At 72.8% G+C, this 16,625-nt stretch carries 10 protein-coding genes; 6 read left to right on the forward strand and 4 right to left on the reverse strand.

The features are described from left to right. Positions 1 to 75: 75 nt before the first annotated feature. Positions 76 to 3,612 (reverse strand): Rne/Rng family ribonuclease, encoded by a 3,537-nt coding sequence (locus KCQ71_RS20505; protein ID WP_223409465.1) that lies wholly within the window; start codon positions 3,610 to 3,612, stop codon positions 76 to 78. A 428-nt stretch (positions 3,613 to 4,040) separates the two neighbouring features. Between KCQ71_RS20505 and KCQ71_RS20510 the strand changes: the two genes are divergently transcribed. Genes KCQ71_RS20510 through KCQ71_RS20535 form a run of 6 tightly spaced genes read left to right on the forward strand, consistent with a single transcriptional unit; the run spans position 4,041 to position 12,578 of the window. After that, positions 4,041 to 5,540, forward strand: coding sequence for a cytochrome ubiquinol oxidase subunit I (locus tag KCQ71_RS20510; RefSeq protein ID WP_223409467.1), 1,500 nt, complete (start codon positions 4,041 to 4,043; stop codon positions 5,538 to 5,540). A gap of 12 nt (positions 5,541 to 5,552) precedes the next feature. Continuing rightward, positions 5,553 to 6,599, forward strand: a complete 1,047-nt coding sequence (cydB, locus tag KCQ71_RS20515) for a cytochrome d ubiquinol oxidase subunit II (protein WP_223409469.1) — start codon at positions 5,553 to 5,555, stop codon at positions 6,597 to 6,599. Next, a complete protein-coding gene (locus KCQ71_RS20520) occupies positions 6,596 to 8,467 on the forward strand; it encodes an ABC transporter ATP-binding protein/permease (protein ID WP_223409471.1) in 1,872 nt (623 codons plus the stop codon). The genes cydB and KCQ71_RS20520 overlap by 4 nt, the downstream gene beginning before the upstream one ends. Continuing rightward, positions 8,464 to 10,383, forward strand: coding sequence for a thiol reductant ABC exporter subunit CydC (cydC, locus tag KCQ71_RS20525; RefSeq protein WP_223409474.1), 1,920 nt, complete (start codon positions 8,464 to 8,466; stop codon positions 10,381 to 10,383). The genes KCQ71_RS20520 and cydC overlap by 4 nt, the downstream gene beginning before the upstream one ends. Further along, a complete protein-coding gene (locus KCQ71_RS20530) occupies positions 10,380 to 12,008 on the forward strand; it encodes a sensor histidine kinase (protein ID WP_223409477.1) in 1,629 nt (542 codons plus the stop codon). The genes cydC and KCQ71_RS20530 overlap by 4 nt, the downstream gene beginning before the upstream one ends. Positions 12,009 to 12,050: 42 nt before the next feature. Then, positions 12,051 to 12,578 (forward strand): hypothetical protein, encoded by a 528-nt coding sequence (locus tag KCQ71_RS20535; RefSeq protein ID WP_223409481.1) that lies wholly within the window; start codon positions 12,051 to 12,053, stop codon positions 12,576 to 12,578. A gap of 58 nt (positions 12,579 to 12,636) precedes the next feature. On the opposite strand, the gene KCQ71_RS20540 is transcribed toward KCQ71_RS20535, so the two are convergent. The 3 genes from KCQ71_RS20540 to KCQ71_RS20550 are packed head-to-tail and all read right to left on the reverse strand — an operon-like array spanning position 12,637 to position 16,597. Beyond that, the gene (locus tag KCQ71_RS20540; protein WP_223409484.1) at positions 12,637 to 14,475 is read right to left on the reverse strand and encodes a glycerophosphoryl diester phosphodiesterase membrane domain-containing protein; all 1,839 of its coding nucleotides are present in this window, start codon (positions 14,473 to 14,475) and stop codon (positions 12,637 to 12,639) included. Positions 14,476 to 14,504: 29 nt separating this feature from the next. Beyond that, on the reverse strand, positions 14,505 to 15,944 hold the full coding sequence (locus tag KCQ71_RS20545; protein ID WP_223409487.1) for a dipeptidase: 1,440 nt from the start codon (positions 15,942 to 15,944) through the stop codon (positions 14,505 to 14,507). Then, positions 15,944 to 16,597, reverse strand: a complete 654-nt coding sequence (locus KCQ71_RS20550) for a response regulator (RefSeq protein WP_443683137.1) — start codon at positions 16,595 to 16,597, stop codon at positions 15,944 to 15,946. Before KCQ71_RS20550 ends, KCQ71_RS20545 begins: the two co-directional genes overlap by 1 nt. Positions 16,598 to 16,625 lie beyond the last annotated feature (28 nt).

The raw sequence follows: 16,625 nt of genomic DNA on the forward strand, positions 1-16,625 counted from the left end.
GCTGGCACGCTACCCGGACGGAGACGACCGTGGGGCCCCAGATCGAGGCTCCACGGTCGTCTCTGGAATCCGTGCTCAGCCGGCGTCGGGACCGTCCGTCGCGGAGTCGTCGTCAGCCTGGGACTCATCCTGCGGTAGGTGGGTCGGCGCCGCGAGCACGCCGTAGCTGCCCTCGACCAACCGCACCTGGACGGGCTCGTCGCTGCCGTTGCCGAGCAGGGCGCCGTCCACGGAGGCCGCGTCGGCGGCCGCCGCCTCGAACTGCGCCGAGTCCGAGGAGTTCCGGCCGATCCCGCGGGCCAGGGCGTCGAGCCGCTCCCCGACCGTGCGGTCCGGGATCGGCAGACGCGGGAGCAGGCCGAGGCTCGCACCGGTGTCGTGCCCGGCGGTCTCCGCCGAAGCCGCGTCGACCTCCGCCTCGGGCGCGCCGTCGAGGACGGGCGCGTGCGGCTCGTCGCCGTCGTGGTCCTGCGGGTGGCCGTGCTCCTGGTCGTGGGCGTGGGCCGCCGCTGCTGCGATGGTGGCCAGGGTGGCCCGTACCGCGGCGCGCTGCTCCGGGTCCACCTCCGGCTCCGGGGCGGGTGCCGGGGCCGGCTGACGACCGTCGCCACCGGCGCCGCCGCTGCGGCGGTTGCCCCGACGGCGACCGCCGCGGCTCTCCTCGGGCTCCGGCTCGCTCGGCCCGTCGTTCTCGACCGGTTCGGCGTGGACGATGAACCCGCGGCCGTTGCAGTGCTCGCAGGTCTCGCTGAACGCCTCGACCAGGCCCTGGCCGACCCGCTTCCGGGTCATCTGGACCAGGCCGAGCGACGTCACCTCGGCCACCTGGTGGCGGGTGCGGTCACGGCCGAGGCACTCGGTCAGGCGTCGCAGCACCAGGTCCCGGTTCGCCTCGAGGACCATGTCGATGAAGTCGATCACGATGATGCCGCCGATGTCACGCAGCCGGAGCTGACGCACGACCTCCTCGGCCGCCTCGAGGTTGTTCCGGGTGACGGTCTCCTCGAGGGTGCCGCCGGAGCCCGTGAACTTCCCGGTGTTGACGTCCACCACGGTCATCGCCTCGGTGCGGTCGATCACCAGGGACCCGCCGGAGGGCAGGTACACCTTGCGGTCCATGCCCTTGGCGAGCTGCTCGTCGATGCGGTGCGCCGCGAACACGTCCTTGTTCTCGACCCAGTGGTGCAGGCGTGGCGCCAGATCCGGGGCCACCGAGGAGACGTACTCCGAGATGGTCGACCACGCCTCGGCGCCGGAGACCGTCAGCGAGGCGAAGTCCTCGTTGAACACGTCCCGGACCACACGCGTGGCCAGCTCGGGCTCGCCCTTGAGCAGCACCGGCGCCGTGACCGACTTGCGCGAGGTCTTCGTCTCGATGTCCGCCCACTGCTTGGTGAGCCGCTCCACGTCGTTGCGCAGCTCCTCCTCGCTGGCGCCCTCGGCCGCGGTGCGCACGATGACGCCCTGCCCGTCGGGGACGATCTCCTTGAGGAGCTTCTTCAGGCGCGCCCGCTCCGTGTCCGGGAGCTTGCGGGAGATCCCCGTCATCGCTCCGGACGGCACGAGCACCAGATACCGGCCCGCGAGGGTGATCTGTGAGGTCAGCCGGGCGCCCTTGTGCCCGATCGGGTCCTTGGTGACCTGCACGAGCACCGAGTCGCCGGAGGACAGTGCCTGCTCGATCCGGCGCGGCTGGCCCTCGAGTCCGGCGGCGTCCCAGTTCACCTCGCCGGCGTAGAGCACGGCGTTGCGGCCCTTGCCGAGGTCGATGAAGGCGGCCTCCATCGACGGCAGCACGTTCTGGACGCGGCCGAGGTAGACGTTGCCGACCATCGAGGTCTGGGTCTTGCGGGCCACGTAGTGCTCCACCAGGACGTTGTCCTCGAGCACCGCGATCTGGGTGCGGCCGTCCCGCTCACGCACCACCATGGCGCGCTCGACGGACTCCCGGCGGGCCAGGAACTCGGCCTCGGTGATGATCGAGCGACGCCGGTTCGAGTCGCGACCGTCGCGGCGCCGCTGGCGCTTCGCCTCCAGCCGGGTGGAACCCTTCAGCGCGGTGACCTCGTCGCGGGCGGCGCGGGCGCCGTCATCCGAACGGGAGCCGCCGCTGCTGCCGCTGCCGTTGCCGCCACGGCTGCGGCGCCGGCGCCGGCGGCGCGAACCGCCGTCGGAGCCATCGCCACCGTCGGAGTCATCGGAACCCAGGTCGGCGTCCTGCCTGGCGTCGGCGTCGGTGTCCTTGGACGCCTCGTCCTTGGCGCCGTCGTCCTCCGGCTCCTCGCCGGTGGCGGCGTCATCGTCGTCGGAACCGTCGTCGCCGGAGTCGGAGTCGGAGTTCGCCGGTCGACGGCGACCCCGCCCCCCGCGGCGGCGCCGGCGGCGGTTCGGCGCACCGCCCTCGTCACCGGAGGCGTCCCCGGCGCTGTCGGTCTCTTCGGTATCGCCGGACTCGTCCTCGACCGGTGCGGCCGGTTCGTCCACGGCGCGGCGGGTGCGTGCGGGCCGCTCCTCGCGGGGTTCCGGTGGGCCGGCCGGGGCTGCGGCACGGCGGCTGCGGCGGGCGACGTCCGGAGCCTGGAACAGCAGTGCGGTGGCGGGCAGGCGCGGGGACTCGTCGTCCGACTCGTCGCCGTCGGCCAACTCGTCGTCGGCCAGCTCGTCGTCGACGTCGGTCTCGTCCTCGTCGTCGGTGTCCTCGATGCCCACGCCGGCGTGACGGTCCCGCTCGGGCAGGTCGATGTCGACCCGGGCCAACTCCGGGGAGGCCGCCTCGTCGGCGTCGGCATCCTCGCGGTCCACGCCGAAGGCAGCGAACACGTCAAGGGTGGGCGCGGGTGCGGGCGCGCCCGCCGCGGCCCCGGCCCGGCGTGAGCGTCGGGCCCGCTTGGGCGCCTCGGACTGGGTCTCGGTACGGGTGGCCTCGGCAGCAGGTGCCGCCGCCTGGACGGCGTCGGTGGCCGCGACCTCGGTGGCCTGCGCCGCCGCGGTGTCGGCCTGCTCGGAACCGCCGGCCGCCTCGGTGGCGTCGGAGTCGGTGCCGGCCTTCTTCCTCGACCGGGAGCCGGCCGACCTGCGCTTCTTCGGAGCCGGTTCCTCGTCCGACGGCGCACCGGCGTCCGACGGCGTACCGGCGTCAGCGGGTGCGTCACCCTGGGCGACGGTCGCCTCGTTCGCAGTCTCGGCTGCCGGGGCCTCCTCGGCGACCTTCTTCTTGCGCGGGCTGCGCTTGCGCACCACCTTCGCCGGGGCGTCCGCCTCGGCCGTGGCGCCGGCGGTGCCTTCGGTGCCGGCCGTGCCTTCGGTGCCGGCGGTGCCTTCGGTGCCCCCAGCGCGTTCGGTGCCGTCGTTCGGGAGCGAGCCCCCGCCGTCGGCGGTCTCCGGCGCGGGCGACCCCGCACTGTCGGAGGATGCCTGCGCGACCTTCGCGCCGCCGTCCGCCGTCTGTGCGGCCTGCGCCGCCGCGGCCGCGGCGTGCTCCTCGGGGGTCATGACCGGCCGGGTGGCGCGGCGCGAGCGGCGCCGGCGCGGCTCCTCGGTGGTGGCGACCTCGGTCGGCTCCGTTGCCGTGGTCTGTTCGTTGCTGTTGCTGTTGCTGTCGTTCTCGGTCACGGGTGGTGCTCCCGGTGCCCGGTGCCCCAGCCATACCCGCCTGGCGCCCTTGGGCGGTTCGTCGGCGTCACCCCGCGGGGTGGCCGTAAGAAAGTCGTGTGTGCCTCGGGCCTCGCGAGTTCTCGCGTCGACCGTCCGCCGATTCCATCACGCACCATGTGGGCACGTTCTCCGGGTGGTCGGTCCTGGCCCGCGCCTTGCCTGGTGGCGGCGCGTGTTCCACAACCCCAACTACCTTTGCCGATGTCGTCGGGCTCACCGGCAGGTATGGGACTGACCGGCTCACCGCGCCAAGTATCGCACAGGCCCCGGACGGGCGGAGGTGACACGCCGTCACCACACGGGACCTTGGTCCCAGGTCGGCGGCAGGGCCGCGCCTAGCGTCATGTCTACCGCGCACCTCGCTCCCCAGAAGGATGGCCACACCGGTGGAAGCACTCGACGTAGCCCGTTGGCAGTTCGGCATCGTGACCGTCTACCACTTCATCTTCGTGCCGCTGACGATCGGTCTGGCGCCCCTGGTGGCGATCATGCAGACGATCTGGACGTTCACCGGCAAGGAGAACTGGTACCGGCTCACGAAGTTCTTCGGCAAGCTCCTGCTGATCAACTTCGCGATCGGCGTGGTCACCGGGATCGTCCAGGAGTTCCAGTTCGGCATGAACTGGAGCGAGTACTCCCGGTTCGTCGGCGACGTTTTCGGGGCGCCACTGGCCATCGAGGGCCTGGCCGCGTTCTTCGTGGAATCCACGTTCCTGGGCCTGTGGATCTTCGGCTGGGACCGGCTGCCGAAGAAGGTCCACCTGGCCTGCATCTGGGCGGTGGCGATCGCGACGAACGCCTCCGCGTTCTTCATCCTCGCCGCCAACTCGTGGATGCAGCACCCCGTGGGCGCGATCTTCAATGAGGAGACCGGGCGCGCCGAGATGGTCGACTTCGGGGCGGTGCTGACCAACAACACCCTGGTCGCCGCGTACTCGCACACCGTCGCGACGTCGTTGCTGGTGGCCGGGACGTTCGTCGCAGGCGTGGCAGGCTGGCTACTGGTACGCGCCGCCAGGAACTCCGAGAAGGATCTGGCCCGAACCGTGTACCGGCCGGCCGCGCTGCTCGGGCTGGCCACCATCGTGATCGCCGGCGCCGGGGTGGTCGTCAGCGGGGACTATCAGGGCAAGCTCATGTACGAGCAGCAACCGATGAAGATGTCCTCGGCGGAGGCCCTGTGTGAGGGCGAGAACGGCGCGGACTTCTCCCTGCTCACCATCGGGGACCTGTCCAACAGCTGCGAGGGCGTCCAGCACATCCTCACCATCCCCGGCGTGACGAGCTACCTCGGTACCGGCGACTTCGACGGGTACCTGCCCGGCGTGGAGGACCTCCAGGAGCAGTATGCCGAGCAGTACGGCGAGGGCGTCGACTACCGCCCGAACCTGGCCCTGACGTACTGGTCCTTCCGGCTCATGATCGGTTTCGCGGCGGGGTCGGCGGCGCTGGCCCTGGTGGGGCTGTGGCTGCTGCGGCGCGGCCGGATCACGGACTCGAAGTGGTTCGGGCGACTGTGCCTGGTGGCCATCCCGATGCCGTTCATCGCCGCCTCGTTCGGGTGGATCTTCACCGAGACCGGCCGCCAGCCCTGGGTGGTGGCCCCGAACCCGACCGGCGTGGACCTGGTCTGGATGCTCACCGCGGACGGCCTGTCCACGACCGTGCCCGTCGGGGAGGTGCTCGCCTCCCTGATCACGTTCACCGTGCTGTACACGGTGCTCGCGGTGGTCTGGTTCACGCTGATGCGCCGGTACGCCGCGAACGGCGTGGCACCGGCCGCGGGCGCCACCGCCGCGACGGGTTCGTCGGACGATCCCGGCGCCGGCGACGGGCCCGGTGATCCCGGCGGCACCGAGTCCCAACCCCTCTCGTTCGCGTACTGAGTCGAGGAAGCCATGGATCTGCCCCTGCTCTGGTTCTTGATCATCGCCTTCTTCTGGATGGGCTACCTCGTCCTGGAGGGCTTCGACTTCGGCGTCGGCATGCTGATGCGCCCGCTCTCCAAGGGCGACACCGACCGCCGCCTGATCATCAACACCATCGGCCCGGTCTGGGACGGCAACGAGGTGTGGCTGATCGTGGCCGGTGCCGCCACCTTCGCGGCGTTCCCGGAGTGGTACGCCACGATGTTCTCCGGGTTCTACCTGCCGCTGCTGGCGATCCTGGCGGCACTGATCATCCGCGGCGTCGCGTTCGAGTACCGCGGCAAGATCAACGACGACGCCTGGCGGGCCCGGTGGGACTGGGCCATCACGATCGGGTCCTGGGTGCCGGCGGTCCTCTGGGGCGTCGCGTTCGCGAACTTCGTGCGCGGGGTGCGCCTGGACGCCGACCACCAGATGGTCTCCGGGTTCTTCGAGCTGCTGTCCCCGTTCGCGCTGCTCGGCGGCGCCACCACCGCACTGCTGTTCGCGCTGCACGGTGCGATCTTCATCAGCCTCAAGACCGATGGTGAGATGCGCGAGCGCGCCGGGCGCACGGCCGCCGTGCTCGCGGTGCCGACCCTCGTGGTGGCGGGGGCGTTCGCGGTCTGGGCGCAGGTGGCGCACTCGGCGCACACCTGGACGTGGGTGCCGGTGGGCGTGGCCGCGGTGGCACTGGTGGCGGTCGTGTTCGCGACCCGGGCCCGCCGGGAGGGCTGGGCGTTCACGCTCAGCGCGCTCACGATCGCCGCCGTGGTCGTGTTCATCTTCGGCTCGCTGTACCCGAACGTGCTGCCCGCGATCAACGACCCGGCGAACTCGCTGACCATCTCCAACGCCTCGTCCACGGACTACACGCTGACGATCATGACGTGGGTGGCGGCGTGCCTGACCCCGCTGATCCTCGCCTACCAGGGCTGGACGTACTGGGTGTTCCGCAAGCGCCTGACCGCGGGCGCCATCCCCGCCCACATCGGACTGCCACGCCGGGACCCCGCGAAGGACCCGGCCAGCTCGTGAGCAAGCCCTTCGATCCGCGCCTGCTCCGCCGGGCCCACGCCGCCCGCACCTACGTGCTCCTCACGGCGGTGCTGACCGTGGCGATGACGGCGTGCGTGGTGGCCGGCGCGATCCTGCTCGCCCGCGCGGTGGCCCCGGTGGTCACCGGGGCGGCCACGCTCGGGCAGGTCCTGCCACAGATCGCCTGGGTGGGTGCGCTGTTCGTGGTGCGCGCGGGTCTGTCTGCGGTCTCGGAGTCGGTCGCGCACCGCAGCGCCGTGCGGGTGATCACCGAACTGCGGGAGCAGGTGCTGGTCCACTCGGCGAGCCTCGGGCCACGCTGGCTCGCGACGTACGCCGCCGATACCGCCACCCTGGCCACGCGCGGCATCGAGGCCCTCGAGCCCTACTTCGTGCGGTACCTGCCGCAGCTGCTGCTGACGGCGGTGCTCACCCCGGCGGTGCTGGCCGTCATCGCAGGGCTGGACGTGGTCTCCGCGATCACGATCGGGGTCACGATCCCGTTGATCCCGCTGTTCATGTGGCTCGTCGGTGTGGCGACCCAGAAGTACGCGGCGGACCGGTTGGCGGCGCTGTCCCGCCTGGGCAGCCAGCTCCTGGACCTGATCGCCGGGCTGCCCACGCTGCAGGCGTTCGGGCGGGCGCTCGGCCCGGTGCGCCGGGTCCGGGAACTGGCCGATGCGACCCGTCGCACCACGATGGCGACGCTGCGGGTGGCGTTCCTGTCCGGTGCCGTGCTGGAACTGCTCGCCTCGCTGTCGGTGGCGATGGTCGCCGTCGGGGTCGGGCTGCGGCTCGTCTACGGCGAGCTCGACCTGACCACGGGTCTTGCCGTCCTGATCCTGGCCCCCGAGGTGCTGCTGCCGCTGCGGCAGGTTGGCGTGCACTTCCACGCCGCCGCCGACGGCGTGGCGGCAGCCGACCAGGTCCACACGATCCTGGACACGCCCCTGCCCGGCCCCGACAACCCGGCTGCCGCCGGCACCCGCCCGGTCGGCGCCGTGACCGCGCTCGAGTGGGACGGCGTCGGCGTGCGCGCCGGGGACCGCGGCTACGCGGCACCGGTGGGTCTGAGCGGCGTGGCCCGCCCGGGGGCGATCACCGCGCTCGTCGGCCCGAGCGGCGCCGGCAAGACCACCGCGGCGATGACCGCGCTCGGCGTCCAGTCCCCCGACGAAGGTCGGGTCCTGCTGCACACCGGCGACGGCGTGGTGCCGCTCGCCGAGGTGGCGCCGGCCTCGTGGTGGGCGCAGGTCACCTGGGTGCCGCAGCGGCCGGTGATCGAGCCGGGCACGCTGCGCGAGTACGTCACGGGAGCATCGCCCGCCTCGCCGGGCGGCGGTGAGAGTGCCGAAGTGGCAGCCCATTCAGCACTCTCGGCATCGCCCACCTCGCCGGGCGGCGGTGAAAGAGCTGAAGTGGCAGCCCATTCAGCACTCTCGGCGGCGGCCGCGGCGACCGGGTTCGACGACGTGCTGGCCGGACTTCCCCTCGGGTGGGACACGCCGATCGGGCGGGGTGGCGTTGGCCTGTCCCTCGGGCAGCGGCAGCGCCTCGCCCTGACCCGGGCCCTGGTGCACCCGGGCCGGATGCTGGTGCTGGACGAGCCGACCGCGCACCTGGACGCGGCGAGCGAGGCGCAGGTGCTCACCGCCCTGCGCGCCGCCGCCGACGCCGGGAAGGCGGTGCTCGTGATCGCGCACCGGCCCGAGCTCATCGCGGCCGCGGACCACGTCCTCGAGGTACGCGCGGGTGCGCTGCCCGAGCGCGCCGGCGGGGCGGGCCGCACGGATGACCACCGCAGCTCCGAAGACGCCGAGCAGGCCCATCACGCCGAACAGACCGATCGCCCGGCGGTGACCCGGTGACCTCCTCCACGTCCACCGCCGGGACCGCCAGCAACTTCTCCCGAGCCGACCGCCGTGACCCCGGGGGCCTGGCCGCGCTGCGCCGGGTCCTCCCGCTGCTGCGGGTCGAGCCGCGCCGCGTGCTGGTCGCGATCCTGTGCGGCACCCTCGCCCTGGGGAGCGCCGTCGGGCTCGCGGCGGCGTCGGCGTGGCTCATCGCCCGGGCGTCCGAGATGCCGCCGGTCATGCACCTCGGTGTGGCCGTGGTGGCGGTGCGGGCGCTCGGCATCTCCCGTGGGGTGTTCCGCTACCTGGAGCGGCTGTCCGCGCACGAGGTGGCGTTGCGCGGCGTGGTGGACCTGCGCACGAACGTGTACCGGATCCTCGCCGGCGGGCACCCGGAGGCGACCGCGGGGATGCGCCGCGGCGACGTCCTCGCCCGGGTCGGCGCCGACGTGGACGCGGTCGGTGACGTGGTGGTCCGGGCACTCATCCCGACGGCGGTCGCGGTCGTGGTCTCAGCCGGCACCGTCGGCCTCGTGGCCGCCTTCTCGCCCGCCGCCGCGGGCATCCTGACCCTCGCCCTGCTGATCGCCGGGATCGGCGCTCCGGCTCTCGCCGCGGCCGCGGCGCGGCGCAGCGAGCTGGCCGGTGTGCAGGCCCGCGCTGACGTGGCGGCCGCGGCCATGCTGATCCTCGACGGCGCCACGGAGCTGCGCGTGTCCGGTCGCCTGGCCGCCGCGGTCGCGGATCTGCGCCGCGCCGAGGCGCGGGTGGCCGCCGCCCGGGACGCCGCCGCCCGGCCCGCGGCGCTCGCGCAGGGGCTCGGCATCCTCGCGACCGGGTTGGCCGTGGTCGGGGCGATGCTCGTCGGGATCCCGGCGACCACCGCCGGGACCCTGGCACCGGTGGAGCTCGCGGTCGTGGTGCTCACCCCGCTGGCCGCGTTCGAGGCAGCCGGGGCGCTGCCCGCGGCCGCGCTGCAGGTGATCCGGTCCGGCGGCGCCGCGCGCCGGCTCGTGGACCTGCTGGACCGGGCCGGCGCCTGGCCGGCCGCCGACAACGACAACGACAACGACAACGACAACGACAACGACAACGACAACGACAACGACAACACGACCACGGCGACGACCCCCGCCGGGGCGAGCGCCGCCGTCGACCCCTCGACCACCCTGGCGAGCCCCGCCCGGGCGAGCGTCACGGCCGGGCCAACCACCGCCGTCGACCCGACGATCGTCGCGACCGGCCTCGCCTGCGGCTACCCGGGCCACCCGCCCGTGCTGACCGGCCTGGATCTGCACTTGGAGGCCGGCCGCGCCGTCGTCGTGATCGGGCCGAGCGGGATCGGCAAGACCACCCTGCTGCTCACCCTCGCCGGCCTGCTCGAACCCGTCGCGGGCGAGCTCCGCATCGGCGGCACCGAGGGCCGTGCGCACCCGTCCGCGACCGTCGCCGTCACGGCCGAGGACGCGCACGTGTTCGCCACCACGGTGTTGGAGAACCTACGGGTGGCCCGCGGCGACGTCACGCCGAGCCAGGCGACCGAGGCCCTCACCCGGGCGGGACTCGGTGACCTGCTGGACCGGCTGCCGGACGGCCTGGACACGATGCTCGGGCCGGATGCCACGACGCTCTCAGGCGGGGAACGCCGCCGGCTCCTGCTCGCCCGGGCCCTCCTGCACCCGGCTCCGCTGATGCTCCTGGACGAGCCCGGCGAACACCTCGACCCGGCCACCGCGGATGCCCTCATCGCCGACATCCTCGGCGTCGGTCGCGAGCGCGGTGTCCTCGTGGTGACCCACCGCCTGGCCGGACTGGACCGGGCCGACCAGGTGATCGACCTCGGCGCTCGGGGCTTCGGTCCCTCGCCGGAGCCCCCGGCCAGCGGCCACACTGGGGACATGGAGACCCTCGCGCTCGGCCGCCGGCCATGACGAAGTTCATCGACGCAGTCCTGTCCGTCACCTCGCACCTGCATCTGGACGACATGCTCGCAAACTTCGTGCGGGCCGCCGCGGACCTGACCGGCGCGAAGTACGCCGCGATCGGCGTCCTGGACGCGGCCGGGGAGACGGAGACGTTCGTCCAGCATGGGGTGGACCCGGTCACCCAGGCGGCGCTGGAGCACCCGCACGGGCGCGGGATCCTCGCCGAGATCCCGACCGACGGGGTGCTGATGCTGTCCGACCTGACCACCCACCCACGGTTCCAGGGATTCCCCGAGGGGCACCCGATGATGCGCTCGTTCCTCGGGGTCCCGGTGCGGGTGGCCGACCAGGTCTACGGCCGGCTCTACCTGTCCGAGAAGGCGGGCGGCGACTTCACCGAGGCCGACGCCGAGAACATCCGGATGCTCGCCGCGGCGGCCGCGATCGCGGTGCAGAACTCGCGCCTGTACAAGGCGGCGCAGACCCGGGAACGGTGGCTCGCCGTCGGGCAGGAGATCACCACGGCGCTGCTGTCCGGGCTCGAGGTCGAGGACGCCCTCGCCCTCATCGCCCGAAAGGTGCGCAAGGTGGCGGACGCGGACACCGCCGTGGTGGTGCTGCCGGGCGTCGACGACTCCTGGCTGATCGAGTTCGCAGACGGGGACCCGGTCGGTGACCTGGTCGGGATCGTGATGCCGCCGGACGGGCGGGCGATGTCGGTGCTGGCCGAGAAGGAGGGGATCATCGTCGATTCCTTCGCCCGCGCGCGTAACCTGCGGGTGCCCGAGTTCGGCCGGTACGGGCCGTCGCTGTACGCGCCGCTCGTCGCCGAGGGGCAGAGCATGGGCGTGATCATCCTGCTCCGGAACAAGCACGCCCCCGAGTTCACCGAGAGCGACCTGAACGTGGCCGAGTCCATCGCCCGGCAGGCCGCGCTGGCGCTGAAGCTCGCCGAGGCGCGCCAGGCCCAGGACCTCGCCGGGCTCGTCGAGGAGCGCGCGCGGATCGCCCGGGACCTGCACGACATGGCCATCCAGCAGCTGTTCGCCACGGGACTGCAGCTGACCCACGCACGCGAGCAGGTGCCGGCCGAACGTGACGAACTGCGTCAGGTGCTCGCCACGGCGCTCGACGGCGTCGACGACTCGGTGCGCCAGATCCGCGCGATCGTGCAGAACCTGCGCTCCCCGAACGAGAACGCGCCGCTCCTGGAGCGGCTCCGCCGGGAGACCTCGCTGGCCCGCACGGGCCTCGGGTTCGCCCCGTCCCTGGTGCTGGAGGCCACCGATCCCGTGACCGGGGTGCCGCAGCCGTCGGACCAGGCGGCCGACGACCTGGACGCGCACGTGGACGCCGACCTCGCCGACGACATCGTCGCGGTGGTCCGGGAGGGGCTCGCGAACGCGGCCCGGCACGCCCGGGCCGCGTCGGTGCACGTGCGACTGGCGGTCGGTCCGGAGGACATCGAGGTGGTGGTCACCGACGACGGCGTCGGGATCGACCCCGAGCGCACCCGCTCGTCCGGGCTCGACAACCTCGCCACCCGGGCCCGCCGGCACGGCGGCGAGTTCCGGCTGGGGCCGGGGCCCGACGGCGGGACGTCGTTGGTCTGGACGGCACGGTCTAGCTGAGGGTTCTCGCAACAGACGGTCGGTTCGGCACACTGGGAAGGTATGTGGCGATGGGTCACGGCACTGTTCGCGACGGCGAGTCTCGCGCTGGGTGGGTCGGCCTGCTGTGGTGGCGGTGATCAGGTCGTCATGGCGGCGAGTTGGGCCGACGCCTACCCGACGATCGACGAGATGGTCGAGGCTGCGGACGTCGTCGTCGAGGTGAGAGTCACCGGGGTCGCCGATACCGGTCTCATCGATTCCGACGTCAGTTCAGTGCCCTTCACCGACTTCTCGGCGCGAGTCACCCGAATCCTCACGGGGCAGGCGGACGAGGAGATCATCGTTCGCCAGACCGGCGGTGACGTGGCATGCGACCGATACGTCGTCGACGGCGATCCGATGCTGCAGCCCGAGGCTGACTACGTGATGTTCCTGACCGAGTTCGCGCCTGGCCAGTACCTCATCAACGGCGGCCCGACCGGCCGCCTGCTGCTTGACGGCGAACGCCTCGGCCAATTGCCCGACAGCATCCTTGATCCTGTCCACGTGCCGGCAGACATCACCGCGCTACGCGCCCTGATCGGTTGACCTCTGGCGCGGTGCGCGCCGAAGCTGTGCGGGACCCGGTCAGACCTGGCGCGACAACTCACCACCAGCCGACGAGCTTGTGCAACTCGTCCTCGAGGCGGCGTGCGAGTGAGGTGTCCGCGGCGACCGCGGCGCGCTGATCCAGGGCGCCGGCGGGATCGCTGGTGATCAGTCCGTCGACACCATCGCGCACGAATCGGCGCATCGCGGCCGGGTCGGTGACCGTCCACAACAGCAGTTGCGCGCCGGCGGCGTGGGCCTCACTCAGGATCCGCGGTGTGTACGAGGACTCCTCGAGGGCGACGAAGTCCGCGCGCCCGGGGTCCAGGCGGCCCCGGTGGAAGGCCACCACCCAGCCGGTCGTGACCTCCCCGAACCTGTCCTCGATCTCGTTCACCAGCGCGATGTCGAAAGACTGGACGCGGGCGGTCTCGACCAGGCCGTGGGCCACCAGCACGGCCACGACGTCACCGACGTAGTCCCCCTGTTCGCGCCCGTGGATCTTCAGTTCCACCAGGACCGCGATGTCCAGTTCGGCGGCTCGGGTCACGAACTCCTCGAAGGTGGGGATGGTCGCGGTGTGCCCGCCCTGCCTGACCGTGGTCCCGGTCAGCTCCGCCGTCGTCATCTCGAACACCGACCTGTTGATGCCGGCGATACGACGCAGGTTGGTGTCATGCACGACCACCAGCCCGCCGTCGGCGGCCTGCTGCACGTCGAGCTCCACGTAGTCCGCACCCAGGGCCGCCGCCGCTTCGAGGGCGTCGAGGGTGTTCTCGACCGCGTCGTCCGTCACCCCCCGGTGCGCGATGACCGCCGTCGTCACGTCGTCGCGGACGGCGATCATGACCGTGGTGTTGACGGTGATCGCCACGGCGAGGACGGCGCCGAGCACCGCCACCGCCGTGGCCCTACCACCGGGCATCCCGGCCCACCGGGGTACCCATCCTGCGGCACGGGACGCCCCGCGCCGAGGATGTGCGGGTGTCGCGCCGAGCGGGGCAGTGGTCAACCAGTCGATGTCGCCGCCGTGCTCACGACGCTGGGCCGCCAGGACCACCAGGGCCTGGGTCAGCACCGCGACGATGAGACCGCTGACGACCAGCACGGCCACCTGCGCGACGGTGAAGGTCAATCCCGCGACCAGTGGGGAGGCCGGCGGCCACACGGCGTCGGCCAGCCGCACGGCGAACAGGATCAGCACCACCAGGCCACCGAGGACCACGGCGAAGACGGTCCAGGCACCGGCGAACAGGCCGACCACCCGGGCGCTCTGACCACGGGTCATTCGCCAGCTGCTCGCGAGGGCCGCGAGCACGGACACCCGGCTCGTGAGCAGCACCGTCGGGACCAGGACCAGCCGCAGGTTGAGGTAGAGCACGATCACGGCGCCCAGCATCCAGAGGAGCGTGCCGACGACCGTCTTGCGCAGTTCACTGGCGATGAACGGCGGGAGTTCGACGCCGCGGGTCAGGAAGGCGCCGACCTCGAGGCCGCCCAGTGGCACGAGCAGGAACGCGTACGCGACGAACACCAGGAGTTGTGGGCCGAGGAGGCGCCGGCTCACGGCCGCCAGCTCGGCGCCGATGGCTCGCGGATGCAGGATGGCCTCATCCCGCAACCGGGTGCCGATCAGGATCAGGACGCCCTGCCCGATCAGGACGGCGACGCTCGCCACGGCGGCGAGCAGCAACAGCAGCAGGAACGAGACCGGGTGGGTGAGCAGCCGGACGGCCGAGGCCTCCGTCAACGCCGTCAGTCCGGCCGCCGTGAGCGCCGCACGAAGGAGCAGCGCGGCGATCGGTACCACGACGAGCACGGTCGCAGCCTGGAGTGCCACGGTCGTGCGCAGGTAGATGCTCCGATTGCGCGCGACCGTCGCCGCGGCGGTGGCCAAGATGCCAGACCCGCGCCGTGCGGCAGGACTCACCCGGTGGGGTCGAGGTCCCCGGTTGCCCGAGGATGGGCCTCACCGGCCCCCGCGAGACCCAGGCGGCGCAGGAACATGGCCACGCCGAGGGCGGTGTGCTCGATCTCGCCGGGGTGCACGCTCTCGTTCGGGGCGTGCATGAGGCTCGCGGGATCGGCAAGGCCGAGCATCACGATGGAGGCGTCCGGCTGGGCGGCGGCCAGGGCCGCGGTCAGCGGGATCGAGCCGCCCTGGCCGGAGGTCACGGTGGGCTTGCCGAAGGAGTCGCCGAGCGCCTCGTGCAGCGCCGCGAACGTGGACGTGTTGGTGTCCGCGCGGTAGGGACGCCCGTTGCCGCCGGACTCGGTGGTCACCTGCACGCCCCACGGGGCGACATCGGCCAGGTGGGCCCGCAGCAACCGTTCCGCCTCGTCGGGGTCCACGCCGGGCGGGACCCGCAGGTTCAGACGCGCGGCGGCGCGGGGCTGGATCGCGGCGACGGACCCGACGACGGCGGGGGCATCCAGGCCGATCACGGTGAGGGCGGGGCGGGACCAGACCTGATCGGCCACGGTGCCCGAGCCGAGCCGGCGTCCGCCGGGCAGGATGCCGGCCTCGGCGCGGAAGGCGTCCTCGGGGTACGGGACACCGTCCCAGACCCCGTCGCTGGCCAGCCCGCGGACGGTGGTGTTGCCGTCGGCGTCACGCAGGGTCGCCAGGATCGCGATGAGGGCGGCGAGCGCGTCCGGCGCGGCACCGCCGAAGGCACCGGAATGCAGTTCCCCGGCAACCGCCTCGACCCGGACGATGACGTCCACCACGCCGCGCAGCGAGACGGTCAGGGTCGGTTGCCCGACCGTCACGTTACCGGTGTCCTGGATCAGGATCACGTCGGCGGCGAACTCCTCGGGGTGGGCCTGCACGTACTGCTCGAGGCCGCCCGTGCCCTGCTCCTCCGACCCCTCGATGACAACGGTCAGGGAGACCGGGTACTCGCCGTCGTACCGGAGCGCGCGCAGCGCGGTCAGGTGGGCGATGATGCTGCCCTTGCAGTCCGCGGCGCCGCGCCCGTAGAACCGACCGTCCCGCTCGGTGAGGGTGAACGGGTCGGTGGCCCAGTCCTGCGTGTTGGACGCGGGCTGCACGTCGTAGTGGGCGTAGAGGAGTACCCGGGGCCCGCCGGCCGGTCCCTCGTGGTGCGCGATCACGGCGTCCGTGCCGTCCGGGGTGCGCACCAGGGCGGCGTCGGCCAGGCCGAGTCCGGCGAACGCGTCCGCGACCCACTGTGCGGCCAGCCGGCACTGCTCGGGATCCTCGACGGCGGGGTCGGCGACCGACCGGTAGGCCACCAGTTCGGCGAGATCGGTCAGCGCCTGGGGCATCAGGTCCGCGACCCGCGCGCGCAGGTCGGAATCCGCCGAGCCCGGGCCCGCGGTCGCAGTCTCGTCGGTGGTCATCAGTGCTGCCCCTCGCTCGGTGCCCGCCACCGGCCACCACGGTGGGCGGCCACCCAGGCGGCCACCTGGGTGCGTCGCTGCAGGCCCATCTTCGCGAGCAGCGACGTGATGTGGTTCTTGACGGTCTTCTCGGCCACCCCGAGCCGGTCCGCGATCTCGCGGTTCGACAGGCCCTCCCCGATCAGGTCGAGCACCTTCAGCTCGCTCGGGGTCAGGTCCGCCGTCGGGTCCGGGTGGGCGTCCTGGCGGCGGGTCACGGTCCGGTCGTCGAGCAGCGTCCGTCCGGCTGCGACGGCCCGGATCACGTCCGCGATCTCGGCGCCGCGCACGGACTTGAGCACGAACGCCTTCGCCCCGGCGGCCAGGGCCGCGGCGACCGCGTCGTCGTCGTCGAAGGAGGTCAGTACCACCGCCCGCGCTTCCGGCAGCACCCGCGCGGCCTCGGTGATGATGTCCAGCCCGGTGCCGTCCGGAAGCTGCAGGTCCACGAGCAGCACATCCGGGCGGACCAGCGGCACGCGGCGATGCGCCTCGGCGACCGAGGACGCCTCGCCGACCACGGTCAGCCCCTCCGAACGCTCGATCACCTCGGCGATGCCCCGCCGCACCACCTCGTGGTCATCGACAATCATCACGCGCACCGGATCCGTCATGGCTGCGAGCCTATCGGCCCGGCGACGC

The organism is Occultella gossypii (assembly GCF_019947135.1).
In the GTDB taxonomy this organism is placed as follows: Bacteria; Actinomycetota; Actinomycetes; order Actinomycetales; family Beutenbergiaceae; genus Occultella; species Occultella gossypii.